This window comes from Vagococcus allomyrinae, assembly GCF_017829975.1.
Lineage (GTDB): Bacteria > Bacillota > Bacilli > Lactobacillales > Vagococcaceae > Vagococcus_D > Vagococcus_D allomyrinae.
This window is the reverse complement of sequence record NZ_JAEEGA010000010.1, coordinates 154,243-171,526: the sequence shown is the minus strand read 5'-3', so window position 1 is coordinate 171,526 and position 17,284 is coordinate 154,243. Positions and strand designations below refer to the sequence as shown.

At 39.8% G+C, this 17,284-nt stretch carries 12 protein-coding genes; 2 read left to right on the top strand and 10 right to left on the bottom strand.

Annotated features, from left to right (window positions below; translation table 11 throughout):
• Positions 1-14 precede the first annotated feature (14 nt).
• Entirely contained in the window at positions 15-1,229 is a 1,215-nt protein-coding gene (locus I6N95_RS15800) for a glycoside hydrolase family 28 protein (protein ID WP_245249560.1), read from the bottom strand.
• A gap of 170 nt (positions 1,230-1,399) precedes the next feature.
• Here I6N95_RS15800 and I6N95_RS15795 point away from each other — a divergent pair, with 170 nt between their 5' ends.
• Positions 1,400-2,380, top strand: coding sequence for a helix-turn-helix transcriptional regulator (locus I6N95_RS15795; RefSeq protein ID WP_209529710.1), 981 nt, complete (start codon positions 1,400-1,402; stop codon positions 2,378-2,380).
• 160 nt (positions 2,381-2,540) lie between these two features.
• Here I6N95_RS15795 and I6N95_RS15790 read toward each other — a convergent pair whose 3' ends face one another.
• From I6N95_RS15790 to I6N95_RS15760, 7 genes are all read right to left on the bottom strand, one after another.
• The gene (locus I6N95_RS15790; RefSeq protein WP_209529708.1) at positions 2,541-2,978 is read right to left on the bottom strand and encodes a hypothetical protein; all 438 of its coding nucleotides are present in this window, start codon (positions 2,976-2,978) and stop codon (positions 2,541-2,543) included.
• A gap of 235 nt (positions 2,979-3,213) precedes the next feature.
• Positions 3,214-4,074, bottom strand: a complete 861-nt coding sequence (locus I6N95_RS15785) for an AraC family transcriptional regulator (protein ID WP_209529706.1) — start codon at positions 4,072-4,074, stop codon at positions 3,214-3,216.
• Between the two features lie 327 nt (positions 4,075-4,401).
• The gene (locus I6N95_RS15780; protein ID WP_209529704.1) at positions 4,402-4,911 is read right to left on the bottom strand and encodes a hypothetical protein; all 510 of its coding nucleotides are present in this window, start codon (positions 4,909-4,911) and stop codon (positions 4,402-4,404) included.
• Positions 4,912-4,956: 45 nt separating this feature from the next.
• Positions 4,957-5,703 carry a pilin N-terminal domain-containing protein gene (locus I6N95_RS15775; RefSeq protein ID WP_209529703.1) on the bottom strand — a complete coding sequence of 249 codons (747 nt, stop codon included), beginning with the start codon at positions 5,701-5,703 and terminating at the stop codon, positions 4,957-4,959.
• Positions 5,687-6,583 carry a class C sortase gene (locus I6N95_RS15770; RefSeq protein ID WP_209529700.1) on the bottom strand — a complete coding sequence of 299 codons (897 nt, stop codon included), beginning with the start codon at positions 6,581-6,583 and terminating at the stop codon, positions 5,687-5,689. Before I6N95_RS15770 ends, I6N95_RS15775 begins: the two co-directional genes overlap by 17 nt.
• Before the next feature lie 130 nt (positions 6,584-6,713).
• Positions 6,714-8,630 carry a SpaA isopeptide-forming pilin-related protein gene (locus I6N95_RS15765; RefSeq protein WP_209529699.1) on the bottom strand — a complete coding sequence of 639 codons (1,917 nt, stop codon included), beginning with the start codon at positions 8,628-8,630 and terminating at the stop codon, positions 6,714-6,716.
• 18 nt (positions 8,631-8,648) lie between these two features.
• Positions 8,649-12,503, bottom strand: coding sequence for a SpaA isopeptide-forming pilin-related protein (locus tag I6N95_RS15760; protein WP_209529697.1), 3,855 nt, complete (start codon positions 12,501-12,503; stop codon positions 8,649-8,651).
• Between the two features lie 599 nt (positions 12,504-13,102).
• On the opposite strand from I6N95_RS15760, the gene I6N95_RS15755 reads away from it, so the two are divergent.
• Complete coding sequence (locus I6N95_RS15755) at positions 13,103-14,578, top strand: AcpB/EbpR/MafR family transcriptional regulator (RefSeq protein ID WP_209529696.1); 1,476 nt, start codon at positions 13,103-13,105, stop codon at positions 14,576-14,578.
• A 435-nt stretch (positions 14,579-15,013) separates the two neighbouring features.
• Here I6N95_RS15755 and I6N95_RS27470 read toward each other — a convergent pair whose 3' ends face one another.
• Positions 15,014-15,142, bottom strand: coding sequence for a hypothetical protein (locus tag I6N95_RS27470; RefSeq protein WP_283808981.1), 129 nt, complete (start codon positions 15,140-15,142; stop codon positions 15,014-15,016).
• A gap of 103 nt (positions 15,143-15,245) precedes the next feature.
• Entirely contained in the window at positions 15,246-17,243 is a 1,998-nt protein-coding gene (gene tkt / locus I6N95_RS15750) for a transketolase (protein WP_209529693.1), read from the bottom strand.
• Positions 17,244-17,284 lie beyond the last annotated feature (41 nt).

Here is a 17,284-nt window from a genome sequence, read left to right as displayed (position 1 = left end):
CCCCATGCTGCTCGCTATTCGAATACGAACTTAAATGTTGTTAGGCCATGAACAAAGATCCTTTTTCCTGAACCGATTTGGATGACTGTTGGTTTGATAAAATCAACTTTATCAAAATTAAGCGTGATGTTCTCATCTATTTCCAAAAAAGGAGCTTTCGATTCAAAATCAATTACCACGTTTTTTAACGAGAGTTGCGCTTTCTCTCCATTACCTCGAAATAACGACGTATGCCGTATCCCGGTGACATGAACATTTTCCAAATAAAAGTCTCTCAGAGGACGATTATTCTGATTGGCTTCCTCATTCCCATTATCATAGTAAAACAACTTATCAGCATCCTTAATGATACAATTTCTGAAGCCGATATTAGTTGCGTCATTGGGGATCTCATCTGGGCGAATGGCATAGTATTTAAAAATCGCATGAGTATGATACGTGTCTTTAGATCTATGGGGATATCTGCCTGGGCCACTAAATAAACAATCCGCAAAGGTAATATCGACACCACCTAATCGTAGCGAATTACAACCAGTATTTAAATAGCAATGACTCACTGTCAGATTTTCCACATCATACCCGGCAAAACAATCATCGCCACATTCGAGTCGACAGTCAGAAACTGTCATCTTCCTTGAGTGATGCAAATTAAAACCATCATGCCCGCCTTGAATCGTTACCTGTTTAATTCGCACATTCTCACAACCATCCAGCGTATGACTCCAATTAGCACTATTTTCAAAGGTATAGCCTTCTAAAGACAAGTCTTTAACGTTAGACATGATAATCCCCATGGGACCACGGAATTTTTCCTCACCATTTTCATCAAACGCGTCTTGCCCGTTTATAATAGAACCAGGTTCACCAATTATCTTAATATTCGTCGCTTCATAAGCCGTTATCATTGCGTAGAAATAATAATCTGGTAAATGCCAAAGCTGCTTGTAATACTCGTCTTTAAGATATTGAATACTTGTAGGCACCTTAAAATCTTCATAATCGTCAATCACCTTGCTTCCTAAAAGAATGGCTCCCGTTTTTAACCGCAACGTAATATCTGAATAAAGTTTTAAAGAACCAACCAGATAGGAGCCCCTTGGAATCACAACCTCACCACCTCCAGCATCTCGACAGGTATCAATACACGCTTGAATTGACTTAGTTTGGACTGTGGCAATATTAGGTTCAACACCAAAATCCATTATGTTAAATTTTTCAATAGTTTTCATCATACTCCAGCTCCCTTTTTTCTAAAAAGCAAAATTATCCACTCTTTTTCATTCTAAATTAAACATTTTTTGTGCTTACAGGCTTATTTTAGCCCGTTGTCACTTGAATAGTAACTGATAAAACCATATAATTAGTGTCAAAATGTTACCATCAGGAGGCTTCATAAATTATGTATGAACTAGACTTAAACAGCCCGATTCTTTTCTTGTGGGCTGGTAGATTCCTTAGTGATGAAGATTATCCGTGGAAACATAAAGATAAAACTCATTCAGAAAATTTTGAAGTATTTTTACCCATAAAAAACAGTCTGGAAGTCAATATAAACGGCATAGATTATTTCATTCAGGAAAATGAATTTTTCTTAGTGCCTCCGAAAGCTGTTATCAAACACTCTTCCACAACTAACCACGAACTAGATTACTATTGGTTTCATTTTTTATCAGCTTACAGCTCCATCACAAACAATGATCAACATCTTAGCAAAGGGGTTCAGGAGGTAGCAAGCCTGAACGAAAATACCCATTTAAATAATTCAATCGTATTGCCTATGAGATTTCTATTAAGTCATCCAGAAAGAATCATCGTCTTAATCAATCAACTACTACATAACGATAACGTTTACCAATATACCAAACGAGGCAACGACTTCTTTTTAATCCTACTACTAATCGCTATTAGTGACGATTACTTAAAATTATTATCTAGAAAATCAACCAAACAGATAAAAAAAACCGCATTGATAGCGGAATGGGTTCGGGTTAATATTTCAAAAGACTTAACTTTAGCTACTATTGCAACTCAGTTTAATTTAAACCCAAATTACTTGAGCCGAATTTTTAAAAGTGAACAAGGAATTGGCGTAAAAAACTATATCCTAACGATCAAGCTCGATCATGCAAAACGTTTATTATCGACCACCATGTTAACGATCAATGAAGTGGCTGAACAATCATTTTTTTATGATCCAAAACATTTTATGAGGGCTTTTAAACTAAAAAACGGTGTGACACCTTCACAATATCGAGAAGAAAACTCTCATACAAATTTAAATTCAAGTACGATGAATCATTCAGATCCTTTACCAAAACAACTAGGTAATAAAGCCCTTCAACAACTAATTTCCGAAATCCTAGAAAAAAACCAGAATTGACTAGTTATTTTTAAGTAACTTCTTAACGAAAAACAGCGATTATCTGAACAAACAGCTGCGTAGCTACACTGACAGCTCATTAGAAGAACAATCAAAATCACTTTCACAAATTAGTCGGCAAAATACCCTAGTACGCGCCAAAAGAATTAAATTTACTAGCTTAATTTGCAGAAGTAGCCTCCTTGTTAAAAGTTAGAATCTCTTTTTTAGGCATCCCTTGGCCAGTTGTATAGTAAACAACTAGTTCCAGCTGGTCATCTACGTGCAAATCCCAAATATCAGTTAAAGGTAAATCATAAGTCGTTTCATTCTGAACCATAAACCAATTCGCCACCATGCTGGCCCTTTTTTGGGGGATTCGTTTCCTCAGGCCATTTGAATAATGATATAATTCAAAATCATCCACATACAATGCCAGCTGCCCTCTACCTGTTGTTTTGATAAGAAGTTTATCTGGTTCTGACAAAATAAACTCAACGTCGTATGCACTATTTTGTCTTGAAGACCACCACACAGAAACAGCAAACAGCGCCAAACAACTCAGGATGAAGATTAATTTGTAGTTAAATATTTTTTTTGAGATCATTTTACCACCCATTCTATTGACGATCGTTATTGAAAATACCGAAACAACCTAACTCAATTTCTTTGATCAGATCTTCAACACCAGTTTTAGCATATCTAACATTCACTTTCAATATGATAAATAAATAAGTAACAGCAGAGCCTAATAAACGTTACAAAGATACAAGACTTCTATAGCCAAAAGCTCTCTTAGCTAAAAGAGAGCTTTTGACTGATCCTGATTGTTTCAAAAATCCCTTTGAAATTTCTTACTTTTCCTTTACTGCAAGCCAGATTTCACTATAGCGATTATTTTCTGGTTCTTCAAACCGTGAAAATGAGATTTCCGGTGCCTCCACAAGTTCATAATTAGTTGACGGCAACCATTCGCCATAAATTTGTTGCCAAGTCTTTTGTAAAGTCTGCGGATAAGGCCCCTTATTAGGGAATATGGCCCACGTATGAGAAGGCACCTCGACTTCTGCAAAATCAGCAGAGAGTGTCTCTTGACTAGTTACAACCCCAATTAAATGAGTCAACGTCCCTTTTTCTTCAAGCCTAGTTTCAGCAAAATTATATGAGGCATTGATGACTTGTAAAGGATAAAGATCTTTTAAGTCGTTCAACTCAGCCCGTTGTTGTGGCGTAATCGAGTTAGCCAATGCCATTATCTCTGAATTTACGCCCTCAAACTGAATAGGAACTTGGCAAGTTACCCCTATCAAATTAAACGGTTCTTTTTTTTCTATTTTTACTTCCATGGAAATTCCTCCCTTAATATCAATCACAAAAGATAAACGTGAAAATGTTTTTTGAATCTGATTCTCGTATATCGCTGAGGGTAAATAACCGCTCCACTCTTTAAAGGCACGAGAAAATCCTTCTAGAGATTGGTAGCCGTACTTAAATGATACCTCCGTCACAGAAGCACCCGCAATTAACTCTGCATTAGCTAAGGTAAAGCGCCTTTGCTTGATGTAATCATGTAAAGTCAGCCCCGAGATAAATAGAAATAATTTTCTAAAATGATAATCTGAGACACCGGCTATTTTTGCAATCTGATCCTTGCTAATATCGTCCAATATATGCGTTTCTAGGTAGTTGATAACCTCATTAAACTGTTGAATCATGTTGTTTTGCTCCTTTCCACTTATTATGATAATCCTTTTGCCAAAAAATGACTTGATAATTTGTGTCTGAAGTTGGTCGGATGGTAGCGTCTTTCCATAAATTATAACACTAATCCAAAAAGCGTCATGACTCCTTCGCCCTACAGATCCAGTCATAATGCTTTAAGTGTCGTTTAAAAATTTTAATGATTCTACCTAAAATTAATTACGCCTCTAAAAATAGCCAAGAAACTGAGTCAGACACATTGTCTGGCTCAACTTCTTGGCTATTTGTCTCATTGCTAGTTATCTATGTAGATAGCGATTCCGTTCCACTAGGCTATCCTCTTACTTTTTTGCATATTTATGAACCGTTCCGATAGAAACACCACAAATAGCCGAAACTTCCCGAATACTCTTGCCATGTTGATGGCTTAGAGACCTAATTTCATTGATAGTCGTAGTTGATATCGCCGGACGACCAATGACTGTTCCCTCAAGCCTAACTCGCGCTAAGGATTCCTTTGTACAAATTGAGCGAATTTTTTTTTCCTGGCGAGAAAACCCCAAAAGAACTCTCATGTATTCTCGATCGGTCAGTTGTGGCAAGTGCCCTTTATCGATGAACCTAATTGTGACACACCTTTCATTGGCTTTCTCAAGAATAGGCAACATCTGAGATATTTGCAGACGCAGTTCAACTAGACTTTGAAAAAACAACTCTTCCTCAGCATACTCATCAATAAACGCCGTAATCGCTTGACTAACGCCTTTTGTGTCATCGGCAAAAATAATTTTATCGCAGCTATTTGCCATTTCCGCGTTAACTGTTAGACCTCGTATAAATCCTATTTTCACTTAGACTCACCTCTCTTCTTCATCTTGACTTAACCGGAGCCCCTCCTAAAAATGTTTTCGTTTCAAATAACAATGACTTACGATGCCAACCGATACTAATAACAAACCGAAAAGAAATGGTTTTGACTGGATAAGTTCACCTGTTTTTGGTAAATAATCCCATATTTTGGGCTCTTTACTTGGCTGTATAGTCTTTGGTAGCTCGTTTTTTGCAGGAGGAGTAGCTGTTTTTAAGATATTTTTAGGATACAGATGAACCGTCTCCATCTGTTCACCTAGCTGGCTGTAAACAGGTGTGATCACTATTAGTTGATCCGACTTAACGTTCATCTCTGCCGGCGACCCACTTTCTTTAATCAAAAATGCTTGTCGTTTGTTTGGGTAAATAGCTAAATCAACTGCCGCAACCCCCTCTTGATTCATCTCACTGGTGGTTACCACTGTCGTCAACGGCACTAGCCGATCGGTCTGATGATCGGTTTGTATCAACGTTAGTTGTGCCTGTTCCAACGTCTTCCCTTGTTCCATCAAAGAGTCTAGTTGCTCACTGATCTCATAAATAGAAAACGTCACACCGTTCAAACCCTTCATACCACCTAATGATTTGTTATCTATTTCTCTGCCTCCGTTATCAATCAGAGTACCATCAGTGTCGCTTATTAATCGATGAATCACCACTTTTAACGAGACCGGCTGTTGCTCTAGTTCTTCGGCATAACCACTCTTAAAAAATATAAAGGGCAGAAAGATAAGCAACCACCAACCAAGGTATTTGTTATTTTTTTTGACCACTTCTTCTATCACCTGCCTTTCTTTTTTTGCACTTTTTCACTCCGATTAATATCAGCATGACTAACAAGATACACCCAATACCTATTATCAAAAAGGTCTTCATCGTCCAGTAATTTTTGGCATCTTTTTCTTTGGCAATATAGGGAATACGGTGCCCCCTTACCAATAACCGATGGCTGTTGATTCCCAGAGGCGTACATGTCACCAAAGTAATATAATCCTCGTTCTCATCACGATCAAAATGGCTCAAATCATCTGGCGTAATGGTCTTAATTTGATCAATCTCATAGGCATGAACTTCCCCCAGAATCGTTAGATAAAAATGATCGTTGACTTTTAGATTAGGTAAATCAGTAAACATCTGCCCGAGTGAAAGACCTCTGTGACCGGTTAAGACGGAATGATTGCCCATTCCCCCTGATGGAATAGCCGTTCCTTCAAGGACACCCACCCCTTTTTCTAATACCAAATCACTGGATGTAGGATAGACTTGCACTTCTAAGTCTATTTTAGGAATATCCAAAACCGCCACTGGTTCAGGTAATGACTGTTCCTTAAGGTTTAAGGAGTTACTTGACTGTCCCTCGATATTCGCAAATGGTTCATCCAAAGGGACGTTTCCTTGCTTTTGATCCTCATTTTTCTTTTCATATTCCGCTAATTTTTGCTCTTTTTCCTCTTTTGATAAGTTCGAGACGGTTGCTTGATACTTCCTTATTTCCATTGTTTGAGATCGCTTCAACTGATAATCTGAATAAATAGGATAGAGCAAGAGGCCCACACCAGCTAAAACAACAGCTAAGAAAAACAGATCCACCCATTTTTTCTTTTTTATTGTCTTTCTTGATCGTTTTTTCTTAATTCTTCGTTTATTGGCCAAGTGTGTTTCTCCTATCTGATTCTGATTAAGCATTTTCAAAAATTCACGAGTAACAGTCTAAGTCTCACCTGATTTCCAGGAGAACTTAGACCATTTGCTCGTCATGTTAGTAAATCATTCCTCTAGTTGCTTATGCCTCTTGACGTTTTTTATAATAAACCCCTGCCACAGTGACTAAAACTGCTCCCGCAACTAATGTGATGATTAATTGTGTCGAACCGGTAATAGGCATTGACGGACGTTGACTATTTTCAATGGCCATAATTCCTGTTGTGTAGCCATTTTCTTCGATCGTAAAATCAACCGTATTGGTTAACAATTGATAACCATCTGGCGCTTGAATTTCTTTTAATGAATAGTTTCCATACGCTAATCCGGCTATTTCAAATTTACCAGCATCATCTGACGTAAAGATTCCTGCTCCTGAAGTTGGCTGTTCTGTTGACCACTTAGCATCTTTAATGCCATCAGCATTTGCATCTGCCCAACCATCAAAGTACTGACCCGAATCATTTAAAATAACAAATTTAGCATTTTCCAATGGTGCTTTTGTGGAAGCATCTTCCTTAACAAACTTGGCGCCGCCTGTATAAACAGCTACTTTGCCAGTGGTTTTATTGCCTTCGCCACTTTCATTAGGATGATTACTCCAAGATAGATCGTAGTTATTCTCAATTCCATCATCAATAACCGCCTCTTCGTTAATCGTCATCTCATAGCTAATCGTCAAGGCTTCTCCGGCATAATTGGCAACCGTATCGCTAACTTTTCCACCTGTGACAATAAAGTCTAAGTTAAAGCCACTGCCTTTTGCAGAATAAAGATAATCTGTTCCAAGGGTTAGCAATGTGCCATCACTTGCGACAACTTTAACATCTTCCGCTTTACCTGAATAGGTCAAGCCCGTTCCTGGCATATCTGAATAGTTGAAAATGTGATACGGGGATGTCGTATCGATTTTACCATCCTTAATAATCTCGCCACCTACAATATCAGTTGGAATTCTCAAGTTGTTTTCATATTGAACCACATCGCCAATTCCAAAAGACGACTTACCTGTCCCTGGGTCAGTGCCATTCGTTACCTTTTTCTCACTAGTTGGCTTCAAGTAGTTAATAAAATCAATCTTCAAATCGGCTTCTTCTGTCCCCTCACCAGTAATCGTAAACGTTAATTTATTGTTGGCATCATTTAGTGCAGAGCCACTGATCACATTTTCTCCCGGTGCTTTCGTTTCAACAAAATAGTAATCCCCTACTGTCAAACCAGTCACGTAAATTTTACCAGCTGAATCCGTAACTAATGTCGTGTTATTTACTTTCGTCCCCGTCCCAGGTTTGCCTGAATAAATATCGAACTCTGCGCCAGCCAATTTAGTTTCATCACCAATTTCTTCACTGTATTTAACCAGTTCAAAGGCTAATTCTTTGACTTCATTTTTCGGATAAACATTGATAGTCTCAAACCAACCATCCCCTGAAATATTGGTCATCGGTAAGACTAATAGGATTGGTTTAGCAATTTGATTGACTAATCCTTTGGCACTTTTGGTTTCAAAGATCGCATACGTGTGACCACTACCAGTTGAGGTTGCCGCAGCAACATTGTCAAAAGTTAATTTTCCTGTGGCATTGACTGCCTTAGTTGTGGCTGTTGATCCTCCACTTTTATTGCTTGTGATAAAACTCTGATAATCAGCTTGATCCAAAGCGTCCACTTCACTTTGTAAGGCATTGGCTGATCTTTCTTTTGCGTATTCAGTCAAATCAACCAAAGTAAATTCCACATCCCCATATTTCGTAGGATCAAAAGGAGTCGCACCACTTGGAAGTGTTTGCTCTGCTCCATCATTGATGATGCTTGGCATCTCATCTGAATACATTACTTTTTGTAAAGAAATTGTTTGTCTGCTTGGTGCAACCAGCTCTTCAGCATAAGCTTTTGTGAAGTCAGCACTAAAACCTGCTGGTAAAACAGCTGGTGTCAGTAAAACCACCATTCCAAGTGTAATTAACATTTTTTTGTAAGTTGATGTTTGTTTTTTCATATTTTTCCCTCTATCTTTTCATTTTTTTGGTTTACTGATTATAAAACGGGTACTCCCTATTACAACTAACCCTATCCCTGTCAATAAACTCAGAATTAAGCTCATACTTCCAGTTTGGGGTAACGTCCTTTTTTTGGTGTTCTCTATTTGAATTTTCGTGGCTTCAGCTTGTAATTTAGCTGTGACCTTAACACTAGTTGCGCGTAACTCATACCCTTGAGGTGCCTGTGTTTCCTGCAAATAATAGCTGGTGCCACTGGCTTTATCCAAGCGTAAGTTTTCAAATTCAGCCTGCCCTTGATCATCTGTCGTAACTTCATAATTTAATAAGTCTGCTGAATACTCAGGATCATCAGGATAAACAAGTTCCCCTGAGGCACCTAGTTTAATAAAATGGCCAGCCTTTAACTGTTCGTCACTTTCAGCCACCACAAAACGCGCTCCTTGAAGCAGTTTCTGATCGTTGGCATCCACTTTTTCGATTGGAATCTTGCCAACTAAGGCATTGATAACAATACCCACTCGTTGAGGTTCTACTGCTTGCAAGGTATTAGCTGCATAGGCAAATGAATTCCAGGCCGCTCTGGTTTGTTCATCAATTTTGCGATTCATTAACTCTTTATCGGCTAGCTCACTTTCTTCTGGAGCCTTCATTTCAAACTCAATGGTAATAGCTTGCCCTTGAACCCATGATACACCCGCATTCATTTCAATTTTATAGCTGTGAATCGTCTCCCAGTTAGTCACCTCCCCAGCCTTAAGCCAGTTTGGTTCTGTGGCCGTCAACGGATTTTTTAACTCTAAAGTTGTCTCTGGATAAATGACGTTCTTTACTAAGTCATCTCGTTTGGGGTTAGTTTCCGTACTGTAGTAAACCGTTACTTTGTCTTGCCATTCCACTGGTAGCTGAATTTCTTTTGTCAATATCGGGGTAAACTGGCTTTCTCGAGGACTGTTATCCGTAATGCCTAAATCCCCGACAGAAGGCAAGATATCCAACAGGGTAAATTTAGTAAGAGGTTCCGCCGTTGTATTGCTTATTTTTAAACGATAAGTGATCGTTCCTCCTGGGCTAGTGTGCCCCAATTTACTAAATTCTGTGTCCTGATCCCCTTTTACTAGTTTTTCTGACTGCACATTGGCGGCTCTTAACATCAGATAATGATTGTGAGATACCACTCGATGTTGCGTCTGATTGCCATCACTGTCGATATCGTCTGAATCTATTTCCAAAACTGAATCAGTAACACTTCCTGTACTGGCCGGTACCGCTAGCTGATTATTCCCCGTCAGAAAATAGGCACTGACAGTTAAAGGCGAAACAGCCGTCTCAGCAACGCTGACATCTAAACCAACCGATACATAGTTAGAGGGGAAAATTTCCGTTCGATCCCATGTAACTTTAATAAGCTGTCTACCAGTGCCCTTGTAATCATTAGAGACAATCTGATTGGTTCCGGTCGTCTCTTGCTCCGCTACCAAGGCCGTCCGTTCATTAAGGTAATGATACTGGGATTTAGGATCATCTTTAAGTCTGACACCTTCTGGCAGTAATAACATACCTGTTAATGGCTCGGTTATACGAACCGGTGAACTGCTGTCATTGTAGAAGATCGCTTCGACACGATTATCACCTGCTTCTACTTGGTTACCATCGGCCTTTTTCAAGGACACGCTCGTTCTCGCGATTGGTTTGGTAGACGTTGGCGCAACGACGTTGGTTGATCTTGGGCCAATTTGACTATCCGTTAATTTGGGACTGTCCAAATAAGCAAACCGATGATACGGTGTGGCTTGCTTGTCAATCCAACCGGTAGTCGTCATGCGATTAGTCACCTTGCCAATAAAACCTTTTTTGATTGAATATAACCCGCCACTTCCATTGGTAGCAAAGCGACCATCAACAGGTGTTCCATCCTCATTATCAAAGTAGAGCTGATAGGACAAGATATGATCGCTTTCAGTCAGTCCCCATTCACTACGGTAGCTACTAAATTGCCCTTTATTTTCAAATCGCGAAGTATCTAGTGGCAACTCCCGCCAATTCCCTTTTTGATTAACTTCTAATCGCAGGGTGATCGCAGGCATTTTGGGTAAAGAGACATCGGGAATTGAAAGCTTAATCGATGCCCGCGGTCTAATGATAAGGACTCTAGTAAGTTCTAAATTAGGGTCGATCTGTTCGCCTAAGGCCAGATACTTATAGCCATTTTGAACAGCGGTTTCAGTACTCCAGTTATAAGGCCGTGTTTTTTCACTGTCTTGGTAATACTCAGCATTGCTACCGTGAGTCACATACTGATACTGAAACCAAAGTTTTGCTGTGTCGGTTACGGATGCCACCGCATCAACTTCTGGATTAGTTAAGCCATTTTTTGGTGCCACATATGCGCCAGACCACCAGTCCCCTTTTTCTTCCGTAATCAAACTCCCCGAACCCGAAGTCACTTGAATTCCCGAAGCATTAGAGGTTTGCTTTTGAACAGCCCCACTATAGTCTGTCAGACTCATGTTGAGTGTTTTGTTGATGGTGGCAGTTTCACCGATGGTTTTGGAAATCGTCGTATAAACTAAAAACTCCGTTGACCATAGTTCACCCTTTATTGCTAAAGCTGACTGTTGAGCTACCAGGTCAGGAGCCTTAAAGGTCCAGCTAAGTTGAGAACCGGTCACTGTAGGCGTAACAGTACTCGTTGCCCCACTGTAAGACAAACCTGTCTGCAGATTATCTTGCAGCACAATATCTGAGGCTGGTTTTAACAATAACAAGTTAGATGCTTGACTATTGACGGAAGCCTTGACTTTCCAAACCACAATATCCCCGGGTCTTGGTGCGATCGTACTGTCTTGATCTTTGACTCCAATATATGAGGTGGAGACTGTAAAGGGGGTCGCCGCCGTAACCTTTATCTCAGCCGTATCACTGACCGTCGTAAATCCAGTTGCCGACAAAGTCACTTTCGACAATAAAACCGTATTGTTAAGGGTTGTTCCATTTGGTGGCGTTACTTTGACTGCCAGTTTATACGTTTGGCCACTGGCTAACTCTGGAAACAGATAAGTCAACGTCTGATCAGCTGCATTGTACGCTGGCACGACTTCTGCTATGACTAGTTCCGACAAATTTTGGTTAAACTTTGCAGTTTTTGGAAGATCGACGATCAACTTAACATCTTTGTAACTAACACTGGCTCCTGTTACTTTAAGAGCTAACTCATAGATGGCTGATTGACCAGATTCAACTGTCCCTTTCACTGCCGATAAATCTATATCCAAGTTTTGATTGCCAACTCTAGGACTAGGCAATTGAAAATTTCGTTCTGGACTTAATTGATCTCCTTCAGCTGTTAGCAATGCCTTTGCTTGAAGTAGCACTTCTGCTGATTGATAAGGTGTCCCTTTTCGTACTGTTGACAACGACAGCCGATAATCTTTAGCCAAGTCAGCAGTCAAAACTAATTTTGTTATAGGTATCAGCTCGCCAGCTTTCTTCATGTCGATCGTAATGCCCTTTTCCGAACTCCTTAACCAGCTGGCTAAGTCATCGCGAAGCGACTGGTTCGCGGCGATTGTTTTCTCTTCTTCAATCCTTAACCCAGCTGGGAGATTCAGCGACACTTGTTCGTCCTCTTTATTGAATGAATGAACCTCTAACGTGAACGATTGATTGATTTGAGGCTGTATCATTGTCGTCAGAGGCTGATCGCTACTTTCCTCAGATAGATATAAATCCGTCACAGGATTAATTTCTTCTGCCGTTAGTTTCACTTCATTTTTAGCGAAGATTGCCAAATAACTTGTAAGAAGCACCACTATCACCACTAACAACCCGACACCTTTTAGTTTAGATATTCTTGTTTTAGCTTGTCCCATTCCCACTTTCCTTTCATTTTTTCTCTCAACATGACGATAAGTCACTGTTAAGACATTTCCCGACAACTTCGTCCATCTATTCGCTATTTATGAACAGTTCAACAATTACCTGATTCCATTCAGTGCTTCTGATTCCCCTTGAGCACTGACATCAGTATAGTAAACAAATGGCAACCTCTCAATCGAGTTTTTTCACATATCTACAACCTTTTCAAAAAACATCTTTTAATAAATTTTCAACCAACAAACACAACTGTTTTGGCTTTATCGACAAAAAATATCATTTTATTTAACTATTATTTATTGCATCACCCTCCCCTAACAGTCACAAATTGTGAACGAATTACCTTTAAAAAAAGAGGTTTATTAGACTTAATCGTTAACTCAATAAGAATTTTTTGAAAAATATCACTTACCCATGAAAAAATTAAAAAAACAGGGCTCTATCAGACCCCTTTCCTAATTCCTTAATTTCGAGTATTGGACAGACAAAATGGTTTAATGTATAATCCTCTTAAAATACAGCTATTTTTAAGACAATCAACACTTGGTGTTAGACTTTCCCCCTAGCACCAAGGCAAAGAAAGCAGATGACTAACATGAATGAACTCGGTTACAATCTTATCGTAGACAAAAGTGTCAAAAGAAAAATAGATATTATCAAACTCTTATTGCAAGCTAAAAGACCGCTAACGATTGCTTATATTTCTCAAGTCTGTCTAGTTTCAACTCGTACAATATCAGCTGAAATAAAAAAAATGAACGAATTATTTCCACCAGAAATCAGTATTATGTCAAAAGAAAATGAAGGCCTCTCATTAATAACGGAGAACCCTTTTCTACTGTCAGGTTTTATCAATCACTTGCTTGAAGATAACCCACTTTTCTTCATTATTGACTCTATTTTCAAAAACGAACAAGAAACGATCGAGTACTATTCACTTGCCACTTATATCTCTGAATCAACCATTCGTTCTCATTTGAACATCTTGAAAAAAATTCTTTCAGGTTACTCATTATCTCTACAGATTCGACCGTTTGTAGACATCACTGGCAATGAAGTGGATATTCGCTTCTTCTTTTTCAATTACTTTAGACAAGCTCACGAAGGGTCTTCTCTTATTCCCCGAGCTGATCAATTAGCAGATTTATACGACTCATTCTCTCAGATAAATTACGAATTAGAACAACCTTTAGAACCCTTATTGCTGGATTATTATCGCCTAACACATTGGATCATCATCTTTGAACAACGGGTCGCCACTGGACACCCGGTAAAACTTTCAAAAGAAATAATGGATAAATACATCGAGTCACCTAATTACTTGCGCTTAAAAAAAATATTCAATAATAACTTTGCCAATAACCCTGTACTAAATTCCTTATCAGAAGAAGAACTAGTCTATCTCTTTATTTTACGCTTAGACAGCATCTCCTATGAAGTCAACACTCATTTTTACACAAAGGATTTTGAGCACTTCCTTCCTGATTTTGAACCATCGATCTTGCGTTTTTTTAGTCATAATAAGCTCAATCCCATCATCAACATTGATTTAAAAATTTTGCTGCAATCCTTTTTACTGAACACGATGTTGCTAACAGAACTAACCCCCGCCTTTCAACGGGTCAGTTTGGACACGAAAGAGCACACCAAACTACATTATTCAGATATTTTTGATCAATGGATGACTATTTTATACGATGCCGTTGATTCGAATCTACTGCGCATTGTTTACTATGAAGACTTGGCAACCAGCTTAACCCTGATTTCAGTTTCCTATTTGCAACTTTATATCACTGGGCAAAAGACCATTCTATTTTCATTAACAGGCTCCCCCTCTTCACTGAATTACTATAAAACGGTTCTTTTAAACATGTTGCCCCAAAGTGCTACTGCCCACTTTATTTTTAACAAACCTGTAACAGCCGCTTTACTAGAAGCCTTACATGTCGACGCGTATGTGTACAATTATCATTTAGAAGAAGAGTTCCCTCACTTTAAAGCTATTCGCTTATCCAATATTCCAACAGAAATCGAATGGTTGGAATTACTGCCTAAGCTACTGTTTAGTTGAATGCATTTAGCGGATACTTATTATTTACTGAGTAGTGCCGAAAAAAATCAAACATAGAAAAAAGCGACAGCTGACCTGTCGCTTTTTTCTGATGGCTGATTAATGCCCCTCCTTAATCCTCTTAGATTAGCTCCCTTGCTCTGCAACAAAACAGCCTTCTCTCAGAAAAGTGGGTGACACGATTAACAACAGATAACTAATCCTCTCTTTTATTACCCGCCGTTATTTGTTAGAATCAAATGGAAACATCCTTCCTTCAAGTAACTTTAAATCCCCCTTTCGATCGGGCTTCCTGCCTCTCGTTTGATGACTCATTCGGCATAGTGCCCCTTTTTATACTCTTAATTGATGGGCCGTAAAAAAAAATAAGCAAAAGCAAAGACGTGATTGAGATTGCAACATTATTATTAGTGGAAGATGATCTAGATTTAGCCTTTATAACAAAAGATTTTTTAATGGAGCTTTTGACGCCGTGACAAGAGTGGAAACTTTAGCATATAGTCTGCTGATATCAGTTGAACCTATTGTGTTCAATCCTGTTGAACGTTGAATAATCGTTGACATAACCATCTCCTCCTTCTCAAGAAGAAGAATCTAACTAAAATCAACTTTCAACAGTTTGGCGCAAAAAACTGACTAGGAGATCCTAGTCAGTTTCATCATCACTCTATAAACGATTAAATGTATTGACGACATTTTCAGTTGTAAAGCCGTATTCAGCTAAAACGGTTGCTGCTGGAGCACTGGCTCCGAAGCGGTCAACTGTCACAGTTGCCCCTTCAACACCGACATAACGTTCCCAACCAAAGCTAGCGCCCATTTCAACCGCTACTCGTTTGGTAATCGCTTTTGGTAAGACACTTTCTTTGTAGGCTGCCTCTTGTTTTTCAAAGAGGTCCATACTTGGCATTGAAACCACTGAGACGTCTTTACCTGCTGCCGCTAATTCTTTTTGAGCCGCTATTGCTAGCGCTACTTCAGAACCAGTTGCAATTAAGATGCCCTCAGGTGTGCCATTTTTAGCTGGTGATAACACATAAGCGCCTTTAGCAACGCCGGCTTCCGCCTGTTCTTTGGTGCCCTCTAAAACAGGCAAGTTTTGACGAGTTAAGGCTAAGACTGTTGGATGATCCGTTGAAGCCATCGCTAGTTTCCAAGCTGCACGGACTTCGTTACCGTCAGCTGGGCGTAATAATGACACGTTTGGCATACCACGCAAGCTTGATAGTTGTTCGATCGGCTCATGGGTCGGGCCATCTTCACCCACTGCGATTGAATCATGAGTTAAGACGTAAGTCACCGGTGCGTTTTGAATGGCTGCTAAACGAATAGCAGGACGCATGTAATCAACGAAAACAAAGAATGTGCCGCCGTAGATCCGGGTACCACCATGTAAAGCAATCCCGTTCATGGCTGCTGTCATGGCAAATTCACGAACCCCAAACCAAATGTTGCGACCTTCGTATTGACCTGGATCAAAATCCTTTTCGCCAGCGATCATCGTGTTGTTCGATGAACTTAAATCGGCTGAACCGCCCCAGAAGCTCGGCACAGTTTTAGCTAAGGCTTGAATCATGTCTTTGCTAGTCACACGACTAGCTAAAGCATCATCTGAAACGTCGTAGGTTGGCATTTCAGCATCCCAGTTTTCTGGTAGTTTGCCAGCGTATGCGTCTAAGAATTGTTGCGCTAATTCAGGGTAGTCTGCTTGATAACCAGCGAATAGCTCATTCCAAGCGGCTTCGGCTTGTTCCCCTTTTTGGTTAATCTCTTGTTTAAAGCGCGCTTTAACTTCTTCTGGAACGGTAAAGGCTGGGTAGTCCCATCCGTAGGCTTTTTTAGCGGCTTCGATGCCTTCAGCACCTAGTGGCGCGCCGTGAACCTTATTAGTGCCAGCATTTGGTGCTCCAAAGCCAATCACTGTTTTAACTTCAATAATCGTCGGTTTAGTTGTTTCAGCTTTAGCCGCTTCAATCGCTTGAGAAATGGCCGCTAAGTCCGTGCCGTCTTTCACCAAGATATGTTGCCAGCCAGTCGCTTCAAAACGACCTTTCACGTCTTCACTAAAGCTCTTGTCCAAAGGACCATCTAAGGAGATGTCATTTGAATCGTAAAGCACGATCAATTTGTCCAGTTTCATATGACCCGCCATTGAAATGGCTTCTTGCGAAATGCCTTCCATCAAATCACCATCGCCACAAATTGCATAGGTGTGATGATCGACGATCTTAAAGTTTGGTTTGTTGTAAGTAGCGGCTAAATGAGCTTCCGCCATGGCAAAACCAACACTCATGGCAATTCCTTGACCAAGAGGACCTGTTGTCGCTTCAACGCCATCTGTGTGATGAACTTCTGGGTGTCCCGGTGTGCGACTGCCCCATTGACGGAAGTTCTCTAAATCAGCGGTTGTGACATCGTAACCTGCTAGATGCAACAAGCTGTATAACATGGCTGATCCATGACCTGCTGATAAAATAAAACGATCACGGTCGACCCAGTTACGTGACGTACTTGGGTTGATTTTTAGATGTTTGGTCCATAGGGCATACGCCATTGGTGCTGCTCCCATTGGTAATCCTGGGTGTCCTGAATTTGCTTTCTGAATCGCGTCCATACTAAGGGTACGGATTGAATTAACGCCTAACTCATCGATCTTATCAAACACTGTTCTTCCTCCTAGAAAAACGAGGATTGCTCCTCGTTAGT

Bases quoted from the DNA above. Each gene is read 5' to 3' on its own strand.
- I6N95_RS15800 (WP_245249560.1), bottom strand. From the start codon at position 1,229: ATGAAAACTATTGAAAAATTTAACATAATGGATTTTGGTGTTGAACCT.
- I6N95_RS15795 (WP_209529710.1), top strand. From the start codon at position 1,400: ATGTATGAACTAGACTTAAACAGCCCGATTCTTTTCTTGTGGGCTGGT.
- I6N95_RS15790 (WP_209529708.1), bottom strand. From the start codon at position 2,978: ATGGGTGGTAAAATGATCTCAAAAAAAATATTTAACTACAAATTAATC.
- I6N95_RS15785 (WP_209529706.1), bottom strand. From the start codon at position 4,074: ATGATTCAACAGTTTAATGAGGTTATCAACTACCTAGAAACGCATATA.
- I6N95_RS15765 (WP_209529699.1), bottom strand. From the start codon at position 8,630: ATGAAAAAACAAACATCAACTTACAAAAAAATGTTAATTACACTTGGA.
- I6N95_RS15760 (WP_209529697.1), bottom strand. From the start codon at position 12,503: ATGGGACAAGCTAAAACAAGAATATCTAAACTAAAAGGTGTCGGGTTG.
- I6N95_RS15755 (WP_209529696.1), top strand. From the start codon at position 13,103: ATGAATGAACTCGGTTACAATCTTATCGTAGACAAAAGTGTCAAAAGA.
- I6N95_RS27470 (WP_283808981.1), bottom strand. From the start codon at position 15,142: ATGTCAACGATTATTCAACGTTCAACAGGATTGAACACAATAGGTTCA.